Source organism: Endozoicomonas sp. ALC020, assembly GCF_049275935.1.
Taxonomy (GTDB): domain Bacteria; phylum Pseudomonadota; class Gammaproteobacteria; order Pseudomonadales; family Endozoicomonadaceae; genus Endozoicomonas_A.
The window spans coordinates 1,831,767-1,852,494 of sequence record NZ_CP184830.1 but is presented as its reverse complement, the minus strand read 5'-3'; the positions used below and the strand labels follow the sequence as shown (position 1 = coordinate 1,852,494).

8 protein-coding genes are annotated in these 20,728 nt (G+C 49.9%); 2 read left to right on the top strand and 6 right to left on the bottom strand.

Annotated elements, in window-relative coordinates; genetic code table 11:
* Positions 1 to 9 precede the first annotated feature (9 nt).
* Positions 10 to 1,155 (top strand): pentapeptide repeat-containing protein, encoded by a 1,146-nt coding sequence (locus ACOJUO_RS06190; protein ID WP_422139258.1) that lies wholly within the window; start codon positions 10 to 12, stop codon positions 1,153 to 1,155.
* A gap of 8 nt (positions 1,156 to 1,163) precedes the next feature.
* Here the strand turns inward: ACOJUO_RS06190 and ACOJUO_RS06185 are convergent, their stop codons facing one another.
* The 3 genes from ACOJUO_RS06185 to ACOJUO_RS06175 are packed head-to-tail and all read right to left on the bottom strand — an operon-like array spanning position 1,164 to position 16,235.
* Positions 1,164 to 12,443 (bottom strand): VCBS domain-containing protein, encoded by an 11,280-nt coding sequence (locus tag ACOJUO_RS06185; RefSeq protein ID WP_422139257.1) that lies wholly within the window; start codon positions 12,441 to 12,443, stop codon positions 1,164 to 1,166.
* A gap of 18 nt (positions 12,444 to 12,461) precedes the next feature.
* Entirely contained in the window at positions 12,462 to 14,000 is a 1,539-nt protein-coding gene (locus ACOJUO_RS06180; RefSeq protein WP_422135858.1) for an HlyD family type I secretion periplasmic adaptor subunit, read from the bottom strand.
* 57 nt (positions 14,001 to 14,057) lie between these two features.
* Positions 14,058 to 16,235: a type I secretion system permease/ATPase gene (locus ACOJUO_RS06175; RefSeq protein ID WP_422135857.1), complete on the bottom strand. Its 2,178-nt coding sequence runs from the start codon at positions 16,233 to 16,235 to the stop codon at positions 14,058 to 14,060.
* Positions 16,236 to 16,438: 203 nt separating this feature from the next.
* On the opposite strand from ACOJUO_RS06175, the gene ACOJUO_RS06170 reads away from it, so the two are divergent.
* A complete protein-coding gene (locus tag ACOJUO_RS06170) occupies positions 16,439 to 17,257 on the top strand; it encodes a hypothetical protein (protein WP_422139256.1) in 819 nt (272 codons plus the stop codon).
* A gap of 70 nt (positions 17,258 to 17,327) precedes the next feature.
* Here the strand turns inward: ACOJUO_RS06170 and phoU are convergent, their stop codons facing one another.
* From phoU to pstA, 3 genes are all read right to left on the bottom strand, one after another.
* Positions 17,328 to 18,053, bottom strand: coding sequence for a phosphate signaling complex protein PhoU (phoU, locus tag ACOJUO_RS06165; protein ID WP_422139255.1), 726 nt, complete (start codon positions 18,051 to 18,053; stop codon positions 17,328 to 17,330).
* 38 nt (positions 18,054 to 18,091) lie between these two features.
* On the bottom strand, positions 18,092 to 18,991 hold the full coding sequence (gene pstB / locus ACOJUO_RS06160; RefSeq protein WP_422139254.1) for a phosphate ABC transporter ATP-binding protein PstB: 900 nt from the start codon (positions 18,989 to 18,991) through the stop codon (positions 18,092 to 18,094).
* Positions 18,992 to 19,054: 63 nt separating this feature from the next.
* Positions 19,055 to 20,719 (bottom strand): phosphate ABC transporter permease PstA, encoded by a 1,665-nt coding sequence (gene pstA, locus ACOJUO_RS06155; RefSeq protein ID WP_422139253.1) that lies wholly within the window; start codon positions 20,717 to 20,719, stop codon positions 19,055 to 19,057.
* Positions 20,720 to 20,728: the final 9 nt, after the last annotated feature.

The window sequence follows — 20,728 nt, the reverse complement described above, 5'->3', positions numbered from 1 at the left end:
GGCGCAGTGGTGTCCGATTCAGGGAAAAATAAAGATACCCGTCAGAATGCACGACAAGGATTGGGCAGGTTTGATGTACTGGAAACAGAGGAAATCAGAACCTCAGGCCTTGATGGAAAAAGTACCATCCTGCTGAAAGGCTTGGGTGAATACAGTATTGCTATCGACCCGGCCAGAGAAGCTCGAGTCGTGACCAATACTCCGGCATCTGATGATTTTGCGAGTGAACTTCTCGATCTTTTACATCCCGGTATGAACTTTCCTCCCAGACAGGTACTCAAAGGTGCAGTGCTGGAGGGCAGAGATCTTGAAAGGGTCTGTTTTAATCAAACGGACTTGAAGGGCAGTAACTTCAGAAAGGCACAGTTGCGGGGAGCCCGATTTAAAGGCTGTAATTTATCCGGGACTGATTTCAGAGGTGCCGATCTGAGGGGTGCCATCTTCGAAGATTCTTCCCTGGAAGGTGCTGATCTGAGGCATTGCCGGCTGGATGAGGCGCGTCTGGTGGATTGCAATCTGTTTGCTGTTAATTTTGACCAAAGTTGTCTGGATAATGCTGTCATTGATAGCTGCAATATGGGGGCTCAAAGTTTTCATAACAGCTCATGCATGGGTTTAAAGATGCACAACAGCCAGATTATTCACGGATTTCTGGATGATGCGAACTTTACCGGCTCCCAGCTCAGGAATATAGAGTTCAGGGATTGCACACTGACAAGTACTCACTTCAATAACGTTTTAATGGAAGACTGTCAGTTCAGAGGCTGTGACAGTTTTCAGGAAGGGCCGGTGTTTTCGGGTGGCAATTTGAACAAGGTGATTATGACCGACTGCGAATTCAATGTTCCCAAGCTGGTCAGGACCCGGATTTCGAACAGTTATTTTACCCGGGTCGATATGGATTCAGCTTTAATGGAAGGCACCCAGTTTAACGAAGTGATTTTTGAGCAGGGTCAGTTCAGGGAGTGTTACAGTTTGGAAGAAAGCCCATCATTTGTCCACTGTCGTTTGGATCATGTTACTATTGATCAGGCAGAGTTCAATCATGCAAGGTTTGATCGCAGCTCTTTTATTGGTGCCATGATTCGGGATTCTGATTTTGGAGCCTGGACCATGAACCACACAGGTCTGGATGGAGAAACTTTAATCGAATGACTGTCGAATCAATCGATTTGAAGGTTGCCGTCACTAATCAGGTTGTTAAGGATTTGTGCGTCGGTACTGCCTCCCCCGTAGCCTGAGAGATCAACACCTTCCAGCTTAATCTTCTGGGTAATATCACCGTCAGCGTCTGGCATCACCTCGATGGTGGTGCCGCCGTTATCAAAGTTCAGGCTCAGGTACTGGTCCAGAGGCGTTGAATTATCCACCAGGACATCACTTAGATCTATAACGTCCCCACCGGAGCCTGTGTTAAAGTCCTTGATGACATCCTCGGCAGGATTAGCGGCTGAACCCAGGTCAGAAGCAAGCCAGACAAAGGTATCGCTATCATCATCCCCCGAGAGAATGTCATCGCCTGCTCCGCCTGTGATGATGTCTTTACTCGCACCACCAAATATCAGGTCGTCACCGGCATCACCAAGAAGGGTGTCTGCACCCCCTTCACCTCTGAGAGTGTCGGACTGAACTGTACCATCAATAATTTCTCCGGAATTGGTACCCACCAGATCAACATCACCAATCTTTAATACCACTTCTGAGTCGTCAATGCTTGCCCCGTGATGACCACTCAGGTTTTCCTGGTCTTTAGCGCCGTGTTCAAAATAAACATAGCGGACACCGGCACCATAATTACTGAAGGTATTAGCAGCCTCCTGCCAGTTGTCGGTTGCAGTGAATGTTCCGGTGTCGTAGGAAGCAATAACATTATTGCTGGCGTCCCGCAGTTCAACTTTCAGGTAATAATCATCGTTGGCACCGTTATCTTTAAACCAGTCGCTGACACTGATGTCAGGAGCAGAATCCAGATATTGTTCGGTAAACCCTTTGGCCAGAAGATCCACCGTTTGTGACTTTTTCGCCCAGGCATTGGAAGTAACCCAACTCTGACCGTCGCCGTCATGACTGCTATTGCCTGAACCCCAGCCATCACCACCGTTTGCAATAATATTCCAGCCAGAGGTGCCATTCTCAGCACTGCCATTAGTCAGCAGGTTTTGAGAGTAAGTACCTCTTACATTAAGGCTGAATGTCTGTGGATCACTGGAAAGACTGCCATCGCTCACCGTAAAACCAAAACTGGTGCCAACATCCGGATCAGTGGCTGGAGCGGTATAGGTCAGATTGCCAAGGTCTGCTGCGGTAATGACCTGATTGGCTGTCACAGCAGCACCATTCAGCGTTAAAGCGCCGGAAGCGGGCAGAGAGGTGATGGTAATGGATTGCAGGCTGTCACCGGCATCACCATCGGTGAAGCTGAAATCTTCGGTACTGAATGTGTAACTGTCCGTCTGTTTTAATAAAAGACTGTTGTCTGACGATACTGGTTTGTCATCTACCGAGTTGACCCTGATGGACAAGCTCTCACTGACTGATGAACTGTCACCATTACTTTCTGTCGTGGTGGCTGTGAACGTCAGATTCATAGTATCTGTGCTGTCTGCCGGTGGTGTTATTTGCAGATTAGCGAAGTCCCAGCCGGAAATGTCGACAGCGGTTCCATCTGCTGTTATTGAGTGGCTGCCATCAGTGAGCACTGCTCCGGCAGGTACGCCATCGGCAGAAACGGTCAGCGTTTCAGAACCGTCGCTGTCGACCTGGGTGATGCCGAGATCCGGCAGATTGAAAGCGGTATCCTCATCCGTAGCACGCACTTTGGTGATCCGGATATTGTCCAGGTAAAACACATTGATATCTTCGTCGAATCGCAGCTCTGTACTGGGATTACCCGTTGCGTTTAACAGGATGGTTTTGGTCGATGTATGGGTACCTGAACCGGGAGCTTCCGTATAGGTTGCGACTGTCTGTCCATTCCATTTCACCCTGATGTTGGTGGTATGGTGTAGATTTCTCTCATGGTGAAGGATGAAGGTTAATTCGTACGTCTGAACAGAACTGTCACTGGTATCAATGTTTCTATAGCTCTCAGTTGAATAATAGTTATTCAGCCGATTATTCTTAACCATTGAATGGCTGATGCCGTAAGGGTTGGTTCGTTGCCAGCCATCAGTGTTGTTGCCATCAAAGGTACTATTCAACACTTCAGAGCCGATATTATTCATGGTGACGCTGTCCGCCACCGCTGCCACATCAAATGTCCGGGTATACTCACCAGAATAGCTGTTACCGTCGTGTACTTTGAAGCCGATAGACGTGTAGTTATCGTCGGCTTCGTTGCTGTCTGGCTCAAAGACCAGAAGACCTGCTTCAATATCCGCTTTGCTGATGACCTGATCTTGCGTCACAGCAACGCCATTCAGCTTCAGGGTTCCCTCATCAGGTAAGGTTGATAGCTTGATCTGGGTCATGGCAGCCGCTTCCTGATCGCTGTGACTCAGATCGGTCAGAGTGAGGGCATAGCTGGTATCCTCATAGGTAGACAGCGTGCTGCTGTTAACAAAAACCGTGTAATCGCGAGTACTGCTGAGCTGGCCATCGCTCACCTGCACCGTAATCGTGTGAGATGCGTTGCTGTCATGGTCCAGCAGTGTGCTGTCAGCCACTGAAATTTCACCGGTTGAACTGTTTATGGTGAAGCGGCCACCGGCATCGTTACTCAAGGTGTAAGTCAGCTGGTTACTGGCATTATCAATATCCGTCGCCGCTACTGAGCCAAGGACAGTGCTGTTGGGACTCTGTTCGATAACATGGAAGGCATCGCTGATGAGATTTTCTACTGAGTCAGCTTCATAGACGGCTTTGACCTGATGAGCACTCAAGGCACTGTTGAAAACAGCAAAATCGTCTATTGAGCCGTCCAGATCACCATCATGACCCCAATGGCTCTTGCCGACATAGTTGCCTGATCGGACAATCTCCGGAAGAACAGCCCCGTTGAGATTCTCTCCGGCCAGCTCTCCGTTTTTATAGATCCGCATTGCTCCGGTATTATCGATAGTGGCTGTCAGGTGAACCCACTCACCTTCGGTAAAAAAGTTGCTGATATGGAGCTGACCGTCTGCGGGGTAGCCTGCCCCGTCATAGATTTCAAAAGCGAGATCATTCGATGTGCCGATATGAGCAAGTAGAATATTGTTGTCGGCAGGACCATTCGCGAAGTCTATTATTCTGGACCAGTTCTGATTCAGGCTGTCGTATTTCACCCAGGCAGAAATGGTCAGGGCTCCACCGATCTTAAGCCCCGAAATCTCACCACCACCGGAGCTGCCATTCATTTCAAAGGCCTGACCGCCGTTATGTCCGCTGCCCAGTGTGGCACTGCCACTGAGGGTCAGGTTGTTACCGTTACCTGAAATGTCCGTGTTATCTGAGAAACTGTAGGCTGCCTCAACTCCGCTGATAAGAGGACTGCCCGACAATTCAGGGGCATCGTTGACAGCCGTGACATTCATTGACCAGAAAACATCCGTTGTCTCTGAACCATCCGAAACGGAAATCTTGACTGACAGATTGCCAACATCAGGATCATCAGGTGTTCCACTGAAGGTTCGGGTTCCGGCATCGAACGTCAGCCATGCGGGCAGGGGATTGCCATCGGCCAGACTGGCGCTGTAAGTCAGTGTGTCACCCTCTGCGTCGGAGAAAGCATTTGCCGGAATGGTGTAACTGAAAGCAGATTCTTCCGCCACCATCTGATTATTAAGGGTGCCAACCAGTTTCGGAGCATCGTTGACCCCTGCAACATTAATTTTGAATTGATCTGAAACAGTGAGGATACCATCGCTGGCAGTCACTTTGATGGTGATTTGTCCAAGATCCGGGTCATCGGGTGTTCCGGAAAAAGTGCCATTGGATGGATCGAATGACAGCCATGCGGGTAACGGACTGCCATCATCCAGTGTGGCAGAATAAGTCAGGTTGTCACCGTCTATGTCGGAAAAAGCGTTTGCAGGTACCTGGTAGCTGAATACCTGTTCTTCGGTTGCAGACTGGTCTGGCGTACCCGCATCAATAGCTGGACCGTCATTGGCGCCATTAATGGTAATAACGATATTGTGGGTAGTGCCATCCAAAGACTGAACCGTCAGGGTCTCGGACAGGCTGTCACCATTGCCCAGAGCCTGAATATCAGCATGGTTGTTACTGGCCGAATAGCTCCAGCTGCCACTGCCATCAATGGTCAGTGAGCCGTAGGTGCCGGTGATGGTCTCTGGGGTGAAACTGGCCTCGCCGCCATCGACATCGGTGATACTCAGGGTGCCGGAAGTCATGAGGGTGTTGCCGGCGTCCTCAGTGACGCTGCCACTGTCATCGCCGGTGATGACTGCCGCATCGTTGGTGCCGTTAATGGTAATGACAATATTGCGGGTGGTGCCATCCAAAGTCCGAACCGTAAGGGTTTCGGTCAAAGTGTCACCATTGCCCAGAGCCTGAATATCAGCATGGTTGTTACTGGCCGAATAGCTCCAGGTGCCACTGCCATCAATGGTCAGTGAGCCGTAGGTGCCGGTGATGGTCTCTGGGGTGAAACTGGCCTCGCCGCCATCGACATCGGCGATACTCAGGGTGCCGGAAGTCATGAGGGTGTTGCCGACGTCCTCAGTGACGCTGCCACTGTCATCGCCAGTGATGACTGCCACATCGTTGGTGCCGTTAATGGTAATGACAATATTGCGGGTGGTGCCATCCAAAGTCCGAACCGTAAGGGTTTCGGTCAAAGTGTCACCATTGCCCAGAGCCTGAATATCAGCATGGTTGTTACTGGCCGAATAGCTCCAGGTGCCACTGCCATCAATGGTCAGTGAGCCGTAGGTGCCGGTGATGGTCTCTGGGGTGAAACTGGCCTCGCCGCCATCGACATCGGTGATATTCAGGGTGCCGGAAGTCATGAGGGTGTTGCTGGCGTCCTCAGTGACACTGCCACTGTCATCGCCAGTGATGACTGCCGCATCGTTGGTGCCGTTAATGGTAATGACAATATTGCGGGTGGTGCCATCCAAAGTCCGAACCGTAAGGGTTTCGGTCAAAGTGTCACCATTGCCCAGAACTTGAATATCAGCATGGTTATTACTGGCCGAATAGCTCCAGCTGCCACTGCCATCAATGGTCAGTGAGCCGTAGGTGCCGGTGATGGTCTCTGGGGTGAAACTGGCTTCGCCGCCATCGACATCGGCGATACTCAGGGTGCCGGAAGTCATGAGGGTGTTGCCGGCGTCCTCAGTGACACTGCCACTGTCATCGCCAGTGATGACTGCCGCATCGTTGGTGCCGTTAATGGTAATGACAATATTGCGGGTGGTGCCATCCAAAGTCCGAACCGTAAGGGTTTCGGTCAAAGTGTCACCATTGCCCAGAGCCTGAATATCAGCATGGTTGTTACTGGCCGAATAGCTCCAGGTGCCACTGCCATCAATGGTCAGTGAGCCGTAGGTGCCGGTGATGGTCTCTGGGGTGAAACTGGCCTCGCCGCCATCGACATCGGTGATATTCAGGGTGCCGGAAGTCATGAGGGTGTTGCCGACGTCCTCAGTGACGCTGCCACTGTCATCGCCAGTGATGACTGCCGCATCGTTGGTGCCGTTAATGGTAATGACAATATTGCGGGTGGTGCCATCCAAAGTCCGAACCGTAAGGGTTTCGGTCAAAGTGTCACCATTGCCCAGAACTTGAATATCAGCATGGTTATTACTGGCCGAATAGCTCCAGCTGCCACTGCCATCAATGGTCAGTGAGCCGTAGGTGCCGGTCATGGTCTCTGGGGTGAAACTGGCTTCGCCGCCATCGACATCGGCGATACTCAGGGTGCCGGAAGTCATGAGGGTGTTGCCGGCGTCCTCAGTGACGCTGCCACTGTCATCGCCGGTGATGACTGCCGCATCGTTGGTGCCGTTAATGGTAATGACAATATTGCGGGTGGTGCCATCTAAAGTCCGAACCGTAAGGGTTTCGGTCAAAGTGTCATCATTTCCCAGAGCCTGAATATCAGCATGGTTGTTGCTGGCCGAATAGCTCCAGCTGCCACTGCCATCAATGGTCAGTGAGCCGTAGGTGCCGGTGATGGTCTCTGGGGTGAAACTGGCCTCGCCGCCATCGACATCGGCGATACTCAGGGTGCCGGAAGTCATGAGGGTGTTGCCGGCGTCCTCAGTGACGCTGCCACTGTCATCGCCGGTGATGACTGCCGCATCGTTGGTGCCGTTAATGGTAATGACAATATTGCGGGTGGTGCCATCCAAAGTCCGAACCGTAAGGGTTTCGGTCAAAGTGTCACCATTGCCCAGAGCCTGAATATCAGCATGGTTGTTACTGGCCGAATAGCTCCATGTGCCACTGCCATCAATGGTCAGTGAGCCGTAGGTGCCGGTGATGGTCTCTGGGGTGAAACTGGCCTCGCCGCCATCGACATCGGTGATACTCAGGGTGCCGGAAGTCATGAGGGTGTTGCCGACGTCCTCAGTGACGCTGCCACTGTCATCACCCGTGATTACTGCCACATCGTTGGTGCCAGTCAGAGTAATAGTTACCTGCTGAGCTACTGTACCGCCTTCGCCATCGTCGACAGTGACGCTATAAGTCTGGGTCAGGATCTCACCGTCACCCAGATAATCAATGTCGGCATCATTAACACTGAAACTCCAGTCGATGCGGCCAGTACCATCGGCCTGGGTGTCGTCTGCTACCGTGGCAGTCAGGCTACCCAGATAACCATTGGCTGCGGCACTGACGCTGACACTCTGCTGATCTGAAAGATCCACATCGGCGATGGTGAAGGAGCCGTTGTCGGTCAGGGTGTTGCTGTTCTCACCCGCACCACCGTCGACAATCTCAGTCACAGCTCCGGCGACATCGGTAACGCTGCTGATAGTGGGAGCATCGTTGCTGCCAGTAAGGGTAATAGTCACCTGCTGATCGACGGTGCCGCCCTCACCGTCGTTAACAGTCACGGTGTAGGTCTGGGTCAGGATCTCACCGTCACCCAGATAATCAATGTCGGCATCATTAACACTGAAACTCCAGTCGATGCGGCCAGTACCATCGGCCTGGGTGTCGTCTGCTACCGTGGCAGTCAGGCTACCCAGATAACCATTGGCTGCGGCACTGACGCTGACACTCTGCTGATCTGAAAGATCCACATCGGCGATGGTGAAGGAGCCGTTGTCGGTCAGGGTGTTGCTGTTCTCACCCGCACCACCGTCGACAATCTCAGTCACAGCTCCGGCGACATCGGTAACGCTGCTGATAGTGGGAGCATCGTTGCTGCCGTCGATACTAACAGCTACATTGTGGTTATCACCACCTGCCGCAGTGACTGTGAAGGTTTCACTTAAAGTATCACCGTCACCCAGCCTCTGGATCTCCAGAAGTGTATTATCAGCCGTATAAGTCCATTGTCCGCTGGCATCAATAACAAGATCACCATAAGTTCCGGTGAGGGTTTCAGCTTGAAACTGGGCTTCACCCTGATCAGCATCAGTGATGGTGAGGGAGCCTGAGGTTGTCAGGGTGCTGGCATGACTGTCTTCAGTTATGGTTGCTGTATCAAGACCTGTTATCTGTGCGCTGTCGTTTGTACCGGTGATGACCAGAGTGGCTGTCTGGGAAACTGAGCCACCATTGCCGTCTTCGATGTCATAGCTGTAGACAATGGTTTCAGTCACTCCGTCGGGAAGATAGTCGTAGGTGCCGGGGTCAACGGTAAGGGTGTTGCCATTGATGGTGATGCCAGAGTCATCACCGGATGACAGGGTGATCTGAGTCACGGAGAGGTTATCACCAGCATCAGCGTCTGCAGCAGACTCAAGCAGGTCGATATTGACTGAAGCCGAGTCTTCAACAAAATTTTTCGCAATGGCAGAGCTGAGCGTTGGGTCATCATTAACCGATGTAATGCTGAAGTCGAAAGTTGCTGAAGGTGAGAAGAGGTTGCCATCACTGACTTGAAATTCGAATGAGGCGTAAAGGTTGCCATGTTCGTTCTGAGTCGGCTCAAATTTCAATCGGCCCGCTAAAAGTTCGTTCCTTGTTACTTCTGTGCCCGCAGTGACAGCCGATCCGTTAAAGAGCAGCTCACCTGCCAGGGGCAGCTGAGTGATTTTGATACTTTGCAGTGTCTGTCCGGCATCCGGGTCAGAGAAGGCGAAGTCAGATGTGCTGAAGATATAAGGTGTATCTTCGTCGGACGTCACCAGTGTCCCTGCCGTAACCGGAGCATCATTGACGGCCGTTATCGTGATGGTACTGGTGGCTATATGGCTGCTGTTATGACCGTCGTTAATACTGAAGCTGACGATGCGATCAGCGGTAGAGGGTGAGTCAGAACTGTTTGAGTAGGTGACCGTTCTCAGTGCTGCCTGATACTGCGCGACCGTTGCAGTTCCAGAGAGCGTCATGGTACCGGTTGATGAGTCCCAGCTTCCGGAAACCCCGTTGTGATCGGTGAAAGCCAGATTGTCTTCAGCTGAACTGAAATTGCTGATGATCGTGATCGTGGCACTCTCTATGGTGGCAGAGTCAATATCTGTCAAAGTGATATGACTGTCTATTACCTGATGGTTGTCGTTTTCTGTGTAAGCTAGAGTGCCTCCTGCGTTGACTACTGGCGCATCGTTGGTGCCATAAATAGTGGCAGTGACAATATGCTGTGTACCATCGGCAGTCTGCACTGTGAAACTGTCTCTTAGTGAGTCTCCGTCGCCCAATGTCTGAATGGTGCTCTGACTGTTATCAGCACTGTAAGTCCAGCTGCCATCAGCGTTAATGGATAACTGCCCATGGCTTCCTGAAAGTATTTCAGCCTGAAAAACAGCTTCGTTGGCATCAACATCCGTAACGGTCAGGTTGCCGCTGGTGGTTAATGTGGCGTTATCGTCTTCCGTGACGGAGCCGGTATCAACTCCGGCAACTACTGCTGCGTCATTGACAGAAATGACGTCAAGTGTGGCTGATGCGCTGGCTTCATCGCCTGAGGTTCCATCTGAAACGGTGAAGTTAAAAGTAACATCATCACCGAAGTAATGGGTAGTGGGTGTGTAGCTCCAGGTACCGTCATGATTGTTCGCCAGACTGCCTGTGGCAGGGTCTGCCAGGGTGACGGATTGAATACTCAGGCTGTCCCCATCAATATCACTGGCTGAAGCCAGAAGATCAGCAGCAGTGATGACAAAAGAGGTATCTTCCGGAGTTGATCCCAGATCAAGATTCCCCGCAACGGGAGCATCGTCTACCGGATTGACAGTGATCGTGAAAGTCTGGATATCAGAAGACAGGGCACCATCGTTCACTCGGAAATTGAAGCGGGTGTAGTTGTCTGCACTTTGATTGGCTACAGGAAGGAACGTCAGTAAGCCCGCCGAAATGTCAGCCTGACTGATGGCGTCGCCTTCAGATACCAGACTGCCGTTGAGTTCCAGCGATCCACTGGCTGGAATAGTCTCAATGACGATCGCTTTCAGCGTGTCACCGTCGTCTTGGTCAGTGTAGGGAAAGTCATTCAGGGTGAAACGATAGAGGCTGTCTTCATCGATAGTGGTCGAACTGTCTGTGGTCACAGGCGCTTCGTTGATGTCATTGACTTCAAGGGTAAAATTCTCTGAATAGGCGGCACCATCAACATCGGTGGTTGTTACCTTAACATCAACGGAGTCATCGGTTTCGTGGTCAAGGGCTATGCCTTCTTTCAGCTTGAGATCGCCGTCTACCACTTCAAAGCGATGGTCATCAATGGTGTAGGTGTGAGAGTCAGAAAGGTCTTTGTCTCTGGTAGACAGAGTACCCACAACCGCACCATCCTGGTTTTCATCAATGCGGGTACCGGAGAGTTCAATATCTTCCGGATTATCATTGGTGCCCTCAACGGTAATGGACGCACTTTGGCTGACAACACCACCCTGCCCATCCTCTATTTCATAGCTGTACTCAATGACTTCAGATTCGCCTCCAGCCAGATGCTCATAAGCAGACGCATCCACATCAAGACTGTTGCCATCGTCAGCGATTGTAATACCTGAAGGATCCCCCGCTGTTATCCTGAGAGAGACGGCATTGAGGTTGTCTGATGAATCCAGATCGAACGCACCTGCCAAGAGGTCAATGTTAAAGTCATCGCTGTTCTTATCAAAAGTCTGAATGACGGCTTCTCTGACTTGAGGCTGATCATTGTCGCCAGAGAGCGTAATAGTGACAGACTCTAAAACGGACTCTCCCCGGGAATTCGTGACTAGGTATTCGTAGGTCAGGGTTTCTGTTTCGCCAGCAGCCAAATATTTATAGGCTTCGGGGTCAATACTGAGACTGTTGCCATCCAGGCCAATACTGACACCGGCCTCGTTGCCCTCAGTCAGTCGTAACTGAGTCACAGAGAGAGTGTCTGAAGGGTCCTTGTCAAAAGCCTGAGAGAGCAGATCGATGGTTGTTTCGTCATCACTCTGAACAATCTCGGCTAATACTGGCTTTGCAGTTTCCGAGGTATCCTTGATACTTTCGTTGTTGTCACCTGTGATGGTGATATCGACAGAAGCCCTTGAACTGGCTCCGCTGCTGTCTATGGCTTCAAAGATAAAAGTAACAACCGTTTGCTCACCTGCTGCAAGGTAATCGAAGTCACTCCCGGGCAGGAATCGAAAGCTGCCATCGTCATTGAGTATCAACTGCCCTGAGTCAGGAGTAGTGACCAGGCTGAATTTTAGAGCTTCTCCGGTGTTGGCGTCGAAGGCCTGGAGCTTGCCTTCCAGCTCTGTAGCGCTTTCGCCGTTATTCATAATCATGTTTTGAGCGGTGGGCGCATAATTGACAGGAGAGGAGCTGGCTAATTCTTCATTGATCTTTTCGGGTACAAACAATGGTTGAATGGATTCAAGCGGTTGTTTAATTTCTTCTGATGATTCCGATAGCGGCTCAATCTCTCTTTTTTGTTCTAATTCTGTGGCATCTCTCTCCAGAACAACGACTTCACCGGATAAGCCATCGCTTGCTTCCTGACTGGGATCTTGAGAGGAACTGTTAGGTTCTTCTGACGAAGAGGGTTCAGAAACTTCAACAGGGTTAACTTTAATAGGGGCGATTGCGGCAGAATCTGCTCTTTCTGCAATAGCATCCAGTATCTCTTCCGCTTCTGATGAGCCATCAGTATCAGATGATGCAGGCAGAAGCATATCCTGCATCATGACAAGCTGAGACTGACCCTTCAGCTCAATGACTTCGCTACTGACAAGAAGAATAGAAACAGGGCTACTGGATTCAGAGACTACCCTGTCATTGAGATAGAGGGGATCCCCTTCCTGAAGAATGCGTTTGCTGCCATCAGGGGCGATGGCGAATACATCACCATCGGTTTTCTGAACGTGGCCGATGACAGGCATGGAACCATCAGAGCTGGGAGGCATATTCCATTCCTGAAGCGTCTATCGCTCAGTCAGAGCATTCTGTCTGGCCCTGAGAATTGGCTTCATCAAATATTCCATCAGGGTTTTCTCTCCGGTGATAATATCGATGTTAGCCTTCATACCCGGGATGATTTCCAGTGGTTTTTCAGGGTTGCCAAGCTGATTTTCATGGGTTCTGACGCGAACGATGTAGAAACTTTCCCCTTTATCATCCTTTATCGTGTCTGCGCTTATGTGCTCTACCAAGCCTTCAAGCCCTCCATAGACGGCAAAGTCGTAGGCGGTCAGCTTAACGACAGACTTCATGCCTTCCCTGAGAAAGCCTATATCTTTAGGAGCGATCTGGGCTTCAACCAGCAGGGATTCCTCTACCGGGACAATTTCCATGACATCCATTCCAGGCTGTATAACTCCGCCTACGGTTTTAACATTGATCTTTTTAACAATGCCTTCGACCGGCGAGCGAAGCAGTGTCCTGACTACCTGATCTTCCAGACTGGTTTGTGTTTCAGACATCTGGTCCAGTTTGACTTCAACGTCTTTCAGCTCCTGAACCACTTCTTCCCGGAATTTGACAGTCAGTTCTCGCTTACGTGCCAGGGCCTCCTGATAGGCTGCATTCAGCTTGGGAATGGAGAGTTCTGTCATCTTCTTCTCAGAGGCCAGATCGTTGACTCTCTGCCTGAGCTGAATCATTTCTACGTGAGAAATAACGCCTTGCTCAGCCAGAGGTTCGGTCAATTCCAGCTCCTCTTCTCCCAGATCCAGACTGGTGGTTAAAAACTCCAGTTGTGACTCGGAAGCGGTCAGTTCGTGCTTGGCCTGAGAAGCTTGTTTGTTGACAATATCAAGCTCGGCTTTAAGACCGGCATCTCGTCTCTGGTAAATCTGTCTCTCTCGATCCACATAATCCTGGTAATGACTTAATTCGGGAGGAAATTTCAGTGGCTTGCCGGACAGTTCAGCACTAAGTCTGGCGGCTTTGGCCAGCTCACTGTAATACTCAACGGCACCTTCCCTGAAGGTGGACTTGAAGCGGGTGTCGTCCAGTTGCAGCAGCGGCTGCCCTTCCTTGACCAGCTCACCCTCCTGGACAAAAAGCTCTTCCAGTATGCCGCCTTCAAAGTTTTGAATGACCTGCAGATGAGAAGAGGGAACGACCTCTCCCATGCCCCGGGTGATTTCATCCAGTGGTGCCAGACTGGCCCAGGTGATGGCAGAGCCAATAGCCAGCAGCATGGTGTAAATAAGCAGCCTGCCGCCTCTTGGGGCTTTCATTAACATGGCAGCGCTGGTATCAGACATGTACTCCAGATCTTCTGCACTGACATTGTCTTCCAGTGAAGAAGTATTCTTCAGGTTTTCATCTTCTTCACTCTGCCTGTCCCGTTCTTCCAGCTCTTCGAGCACGGCTTCTTCGGTCAGAACTTCATGATCATCAGAACTCACTTCATACTCTGCCTCCCGGGACGGAGTTGTTGATTGAGTATTCGAAGTCTCATGAGGCTGATCTTCTGGTATTTCAGAAGTGTTTTTATCGTCCTTGTACTCGCTCATTGCACGATCCTGTTCAATCCATTCAAGGTCATTGGCAGCTCATTGCTGGCTGCAGGGTTACTCGATTTTGAGTTTGCCTTGCTTAAGGGCTGCGTGAACCTGATCCTTGGGTCCGTCCGCAACAATCTTTCCGTTATCCACCAGGATCAGGCGATCAACCAGCTCCAGCATGGAAGCCTTATGAGTGACCAGAACAATGGTTTTATCCTTGCATTGCTTTTTCAGTTGTTCTTTGACTCGCAATTCGGTGGTGTTATCCATGGAGCTGGACGGTTCATCAAGAACCAGGATTGGTGGGTCCATCAACAGAGCTCTGGCTAATGCGATACTCTGTCGCTGCCCGCCTGAGAGATTTTGTCCTCTTTCGCCCACGATCATATCCATGCCGTTTGGATGCTTGTTGGCGAATTCGGTAACACCAGATATTTCAGCCGCTTTCAGCAGAGCAGCGTCGTCAACGAAGCTGGCGCCGAGGGTGATGTTTTCCTTGATACTGCCATAGAACAGGGTGATGTCCTGAGAGACACAACCAATGCTGCTACGAAGGTCTGAAGGGTTGATCTGCCTCAGGTCAATACCATCGACCCGGATGGCGCCTTCATTGGGCTCATAAAGGCCAAGAATCAGCTTCTCTATCGTGGTTTTGCCAGAACCGATGCGACCGATAATAGCTACTTTTTCACCAGGTTTGATGTGCAGATTGATGTTTCTGAGGGCCTGGATCTCCTGACCCGGGTATGTGAAATCAACACCATCAAATTCAATGCTTCCGGCCAGCTCAGGACGATTGACATAGTCACGGTCTGCCGGACGTTCTACCGGCATGTCCATGATATCGTTAAGCCCATCCAGGGCTGATTTAGCCTGGTTGTAACGAGTGGCAAGACCTGCTACCTGAGCCATGGGGGCGAGGCATCGGCCTGACAACATAACGGTTGCAATCAGGCCACCCATACTGAGGTCACCCTCAGAAATCAGGAAAACACCGTAGGAGACCAGCGCAACGTTACACATCTGTTGAACATAAGCGCTGACCGTTGATGCGGAAGAACTCAACAATTTGGTTTTGATACTCCAGGTGGCTATGTGGCCGACCGCTTTTTCCCACTTGTACTGAATCTCGCTCTCTGCCTGGGCAATTTTCAGGGCTTCCATGCCTGAGAGGCTTTCAATCAAGGTAGCGTTTTTCTGGGAGTTGGAGCGCAGGGTTTTCTCAACGGAACGCTTGAGAGGGGCTTGAATAGCAAAACTGTAAATGGCAATCAGGGCCATACAGAGCAGGGGAATGTAAGCCAGTGGTCCACCCAGAATTAAAATCACCATCAATATGATCAGGGTGAAAGGGAGATCCACCAGGGCAATCACTGTTGATGAGGTGATAAACTCCCGAATGCTCTCAAATTCCTGAAGGCTCTTGGCAAAGGAGCCGACCGAAACCGGTTTGGCCGACATGCTCAAACCCAATACTCTCTCCATAACCCGGGATGAGAGCAATATGTCCGATTTTTTCCCGGCCAGGTCAATAAAATAACTTCGAATCATTTTCAGTACGAAGTCGAAGCTGAAGATAATAATGGCACCCACTGCCAGCACCCAGAGAGTATCAAAAGCCTGGTTAGGTACCACTCTGTCGTAAACATTCATGACAAACAGCGGGCTGGCCACCACAAAAATATTGATCAGTAGGGAAGCCAGCAGGACATCACGATAAATTCTCCAGGAGCCAAGAATCGTCCCCCAAAACCAATGTCGGGAGCGAATATTCAGCGTGGTGGGAGTACGCTTGTCATATCGGTGCTTTTCGCGAACATAGATGGTGTAGCCGGTATAGTACTCTTCCAGATCCGGGAGGTCGATGTTCCTGACACCTTCTCCGGCTTCAGGAATAATCACCCGGGCATTGCCTTCTTCATGATCGATATCAATCAGAATGCAGGCTTTACGTTCTTTCAGAAAAAGAACTGCAGGCGTTACCAGAGGAGAGATATCTTTCAACGCTCTTTTGTGAGTTTTCGACGCAAGACCCGCTCTTTGGGCTGCTCGGGAAAACAGCTCTGCGGTCAGTTTGCCATTTTCCAGAGGTAGTCCGGCACGAAGAGAGTCGTGAGAAAAGGGCTTTCCATAATGCTTGGTTAGAATACTGAGGCATTCCAGTAAAGGATCAAACTCCTTTTGGCCGCTCTCGGGTATGCCCCACTCTTCGTTTGCATCTTCTGCAGCTGCACTGTAATTCATAGTTCATTGCCAATGAAATAAAAAATAAATAACAGAGGTACTGCTTATATCTGTTAAAAGGTTTCTGAATTAATACTAGCGTAGTTTATTGGTCTTAAATGATTAATAAGAAAGTAATTAAAGAGTGTCTTATATCTGACGTTTAATTGTTGTTAATGACATAAAATACTAAATATGATGCTTTTTCGGCATGGAGGTAGTTTGTGAGCTTTGAAGGAATTAAGTCTTTTGCTGCGAGCCATTTAAGTCTTTCCGGTTTTAAAAATGATTGTAAAAGATTATATGGAAAAATTTTTGGAAAACTGGTTCACGTCCTTGAAGCGCTATCGACGGCTTTAGATAAAGTCAGCAGATCACCCAGGACCGAATTGTCATTTAATAAGTCTATTTACAAACGCAAAACCGATCCCTGGAGTGTTGGGGTCAAACTTCATTACTGGCGCCTTGAACGAAATGAGCAGAGAGCAAGATTGTTGATGAATGACTTTCTGGAAAATCTGGTTGAAAGAGGTGCTGGGATCGAAGACCTTTCCTCCGATAAGGCTAAAGCATTGACAAGTGAGTTAATTGAGATCCTTCTTGAGCTGGACACCACTGTTTTTAAAGCATTTTCCATTGCTAAAGGTCGTAAAGCCGCAGTAGTTGATATGTGGCAGGCAATGGGTGCTCTTTTTGATGAGGTTAAAGATTCAATAGTCGGTAGCGAAAAATTAAAAGAGCTATTAGGTGAAAAAGGTTTTTTATATCACTTTGCTCGTGCCTGTACACAGCTGAATTTTATTGAGGTGGATGAGAAATCAGAAGATGGCGAAGTATTCAAGGCTCGTGCAATCAATTGTTTGAGTATAAGAGGTCGCAACTTTGTGGAAAATACTTTGCCGTTTTACTTCGAGATGACGTACAGAGAGCTTCAGGATCAAAAAGAATCATTACAAAAACAAATTGATGAAGTGTCTGCCGACGATAAAGATCTTCGGCCCATTACTGACCTCATTTACGAGAGATTTCGTTTGCAAGATTGAGTATTACCTTAAAAACCCGAGTTTGTTACGCCTCGGGTTTTTATTCAATGGTATTCACAGAGTTCAATGATCAACTCTTATCAAACACCTCTTCCTGAATTCTTTTAATACCAATGTGTCGTACATCTCTGCCTTTCACGAGATAGATAACGTATTCCGCCAGGTTGCGGGCATGATCGCCAATCCGTTCCAGTGATCTTAATACCCACATAATATTCAGCACCCGGGTAATGGATCTTGGGTCTTCCATCATGTAGGTGACCAGTTCCCGTGTGGCACTCTTGTATTCCCGGTCGACGGTTTTATCTTCCTTGGCAACCGCCAGAGCAAGATCGGCATCGAAACGGGCAAAAGCATTCAGTGCATCCTGCACCATCTGTCGTACATGGTTACCAATATGGCGGGTCTCGATATAACCTTTGGGCGCTTCGCCCTGTTCAGTGAGACTGATGGCAAAGCGGGCAATTTTTGCCGCCTCGTCACCAATTCTTTCCAGATCGGTCGCGGCCTTGGAGCAGGCAATCACCAGACGGAGGTCACTGGCTGCTGGCTGGCGTCTGGCCAGAATGCGGGAACATTCTTCATCAATGGCCAGTTCCATGAAGTTAATGTCGGTGTCTTTCTCGCAGACCACCACAGCTCCTTCGCTGTCAGCATTGATCAGGGCATTGATCGCGTCGGATACTTGCTTTTCAACCTGCCCGCCCATGGACAGGAGGTTGTTTCGTAACTCCTCCAGTTCATGATTGAATTGCTGGGAAATATGATGGCTAAGAAGTTCGCTTTTGGTATCCATGAGTTTTCCAGTTGCTTTCTTGGCAATAGCTATGGCATTTAGCCGTAACGACCGGTTATATAGTCTTCAGTTTGTTTCTTTTGTGGGTTTGTGAACAGCGTGTCCGTATCATCGAATTCAATGAGCTTACCCATATACATAAATGCTGTGTAATCGGAGACGCGAGCAGCCTGTTGCATATTGTGGGTAACGATGGCAATGGTGAATTTGGACTTGAGCTTGTTAATCAGCTCTTCAATTTTTAATGTTGAAATGGGGTCCAGGGCTGAAGCCGGTTCGTCCAGTAGAAGAACTTCAGGCTCTACAGCAATGGTTCGGGCGATTACCAGACGCTGTTGCTGACCACCGGACATGCCCAGGGCGCTTTCATGGAGGCGATCCTTAACTTCATCCCAAAGTGCTGCATTGCGCAGGGCCCACTCTACGACTTCATCCAGAACACGCTTTTTGTTGATGCCCTGAATGCGAAGACCGTAGGCGACATTTTCATAAATACTCTTCGGGAAGGGGTTTGGCTTCTGGAATACCATGCCAACACGACGGCGGAGGTCCGCGACATTGACGCCCTTCTGATAGATATTCTGGTTATCCAGCTGAATTTCACCTTTGACGCGGCAGCCTTCCACCAGATCATTCATTCTGTTCATACTGCGCAACAGCGTGGATTTACCACAGCCTGATGGACCAATAAACGCGGTTACCCTGCGTTTCGGAATGGTCAGGGAAATATCGTGCAGTGCCTGCTTCTCACCGTAAAACAGGTTCAAATTTCTGATATCCAGACATTTTTCTTCCTGCTGCAGGCTGAGCTTGCGACGGCTACGTCCCAGGCTGTCGAGATTAAACGCCGGAGTTGAGCTGGTCTCCTCGGGAGTGGCTCTACTCTTTTGGTTCTCTGTCCGGGTGGGTGTATTCAAGTCCAGTGCCTCATCCAGCATGATGTTACCTTTAATTAAACCTTCCTGGCTCAGTCAGGGAAACTTTTTTGTAGCAAATTAATCTCACGCTTCCAGACTCTTGTATTTTTCACGCAAATGGTTGCGAATAGCTACTGCTGAAAGGTTAAGAACCGCGATGACAATAACCAGCAGCAGAGCGGTGGCGTAAACCAGTGGTCTGGCCGCTTCTACGTTAGGACTCTGGAAGCCGACATCGTAAATATGGAAGCCCAGGTGCATGAATTTCTGATCCAGATGCAGGAAAGGATAATTAGTATCCAGAGGCAAGCTGGGAGCCAGTTTCACCACGCCAACCAGCATCAGAGGTGCAACTTCCCCAGCGGCACGGGCAACAGCCAGGATCAATCCTGTCATCATGGCAGGGCTGGCCATGGGCAGAACGACTCGCCAGAGTGTTTCTGCTTTGGTCGCCCCCAGCGCCAGACTGCCCTCACGGACAGAGCTTGGAATGCGTGATAGCCCCTCCTCGGTGGCAACAATAACAACAGGTAATGTTAATAAGGCCAGAGTAATCGATGCCCAGAGTAATCCCGGTGTACCAAAGGTCGGTGCTGGCAGTGCTTCCTGGAAAAATAACTGGTCAATCTGGCTTCCGGCAAAATAGATGAAGAAACCAAGACCAAATACACCGTACACAATGGAAGGGACGCCCGCCAGGTTGTTTACGGCCACGCGAATAGTTCGGGTCAGCCAACCCTGATTGGCGTATTCGCGGAGGTAGACCGCCGCTATTACACCAAAAGGGGTCACGATGATCGACATCAGAATCACCATCATGACCGTACCGAAAATAGCCGGGAAAACCCCCCCTTCCGTGTTTGCTTCTCTGGGATCGTCAGTGATAAATTCGCCGACCTTGTCGAGATAGAAAAACATTTTCTGGGTCAGGGTCATGGCATTGGGTTTATAGGCCCGGACGATTTTGCCAAAAGATTGCTCAATCTCTGTACCATCAATGGTTGTAACCACCAGACTATCACGATTGAAAGCCACATAAAGATCACCCAGCCTGGCTTCCATCACCTTATATTCAGCCTGAAATACCCTGCGTTGTGCTTCGATATCGGCGAGGGCCTGAGGGGTATCTGTACCATTAAGTTCGAGGGCTCGCTGTTCCAAACGGAGACGCTCCAGCTTGCTGTTGACTGAACCTATTTCGTGCTTTTCGATGGCGTAGATTTCGTCGTAGATAGACAGGGCTCTGTTCAGTCTCTTCTGGAACTCTGGCCAGGCTGCTTCACCTTCTACAACAACTTTGCCATCCTGTTTGATGTTGTTCAGATAACCGTAGAAGTTACCCCACTCCCTGCGTTCCAGAGCAATGATATTTTCAGGGTAACGGCGATTCTCAAGCCAAAGATCAATGACCCAGGCAAAGTCTGAGCCTGAAACATCTCTGTTACCGACTTTCAGCAGATCACGGGTCAGTGTTTCCATTCCCTTTGGTACCGGCAGACCTGCCGCCTCAAGGCGGGTTGCAGAAACAGTTTCAGTGTCTGCTATTTCTCCAGCAATCAAGCGGGCTTCCTGGCCGGGAGGGGCATAGTCTGCCACCAGAATTTGTGCTGGCCAGAAGTGACCCAGACCCCGGATCGCTATCAAACCCAGAAGGCCGACAACAAGAATCACACTGATGGCCACCGCTCCGGCATTAAGCCAAACCCAGGGGGAGCCAGTCTGGTACCACTTGGTTATTTTATTACTCATGTTCCGGCT

Excerpts from the sequence above, each read along its gene's own strand:
- ACOJUO_RS06185 (WP_422139257.1), bottom strand. The coding sequence starts at position 12,443 with ATGCCTCCCAGCTCTGATGGTTCCATGCCTGTCATCGGCCACGTTCAG.
- ACOJUO_RS06180 (WP_422135858.1), bottom strand. The coding sequence starts at position 14,000 with ATGAGCGAGTACAAGGACGATAAAAACACTTCTGAAATACCAGAAGAT.
- ACOJUO_RS06175 (WP_422135857.1), bottom strand. The coding sequence starts at position 16,235 with ATGAATTACAGTGCAGCTGCAGAAGATGCAAACGAAGAGTGGGGCATA.
- phoU (WP_422139255.1), bottom strand. The coding sequence starts at position 18,053 with ATGGATACCAAAAGCGAACTTCTTAGCCATCATATTTCCCAGCAATTC.
- pstB (WP_422139254.1), bottom strand. The coding sequence starts at position 18,991 with ATGCTGGATGAGGCACTGGACTTGAATACACCCACCCGGACAGAGAAC.
- pstA (WP_422139253.1), bottom strand. The coding sequence starts at position 20,719 with ATGAGTAATAAAATAACCAAGTGGTACCAGACTGGCTCCCCCTGGGTT.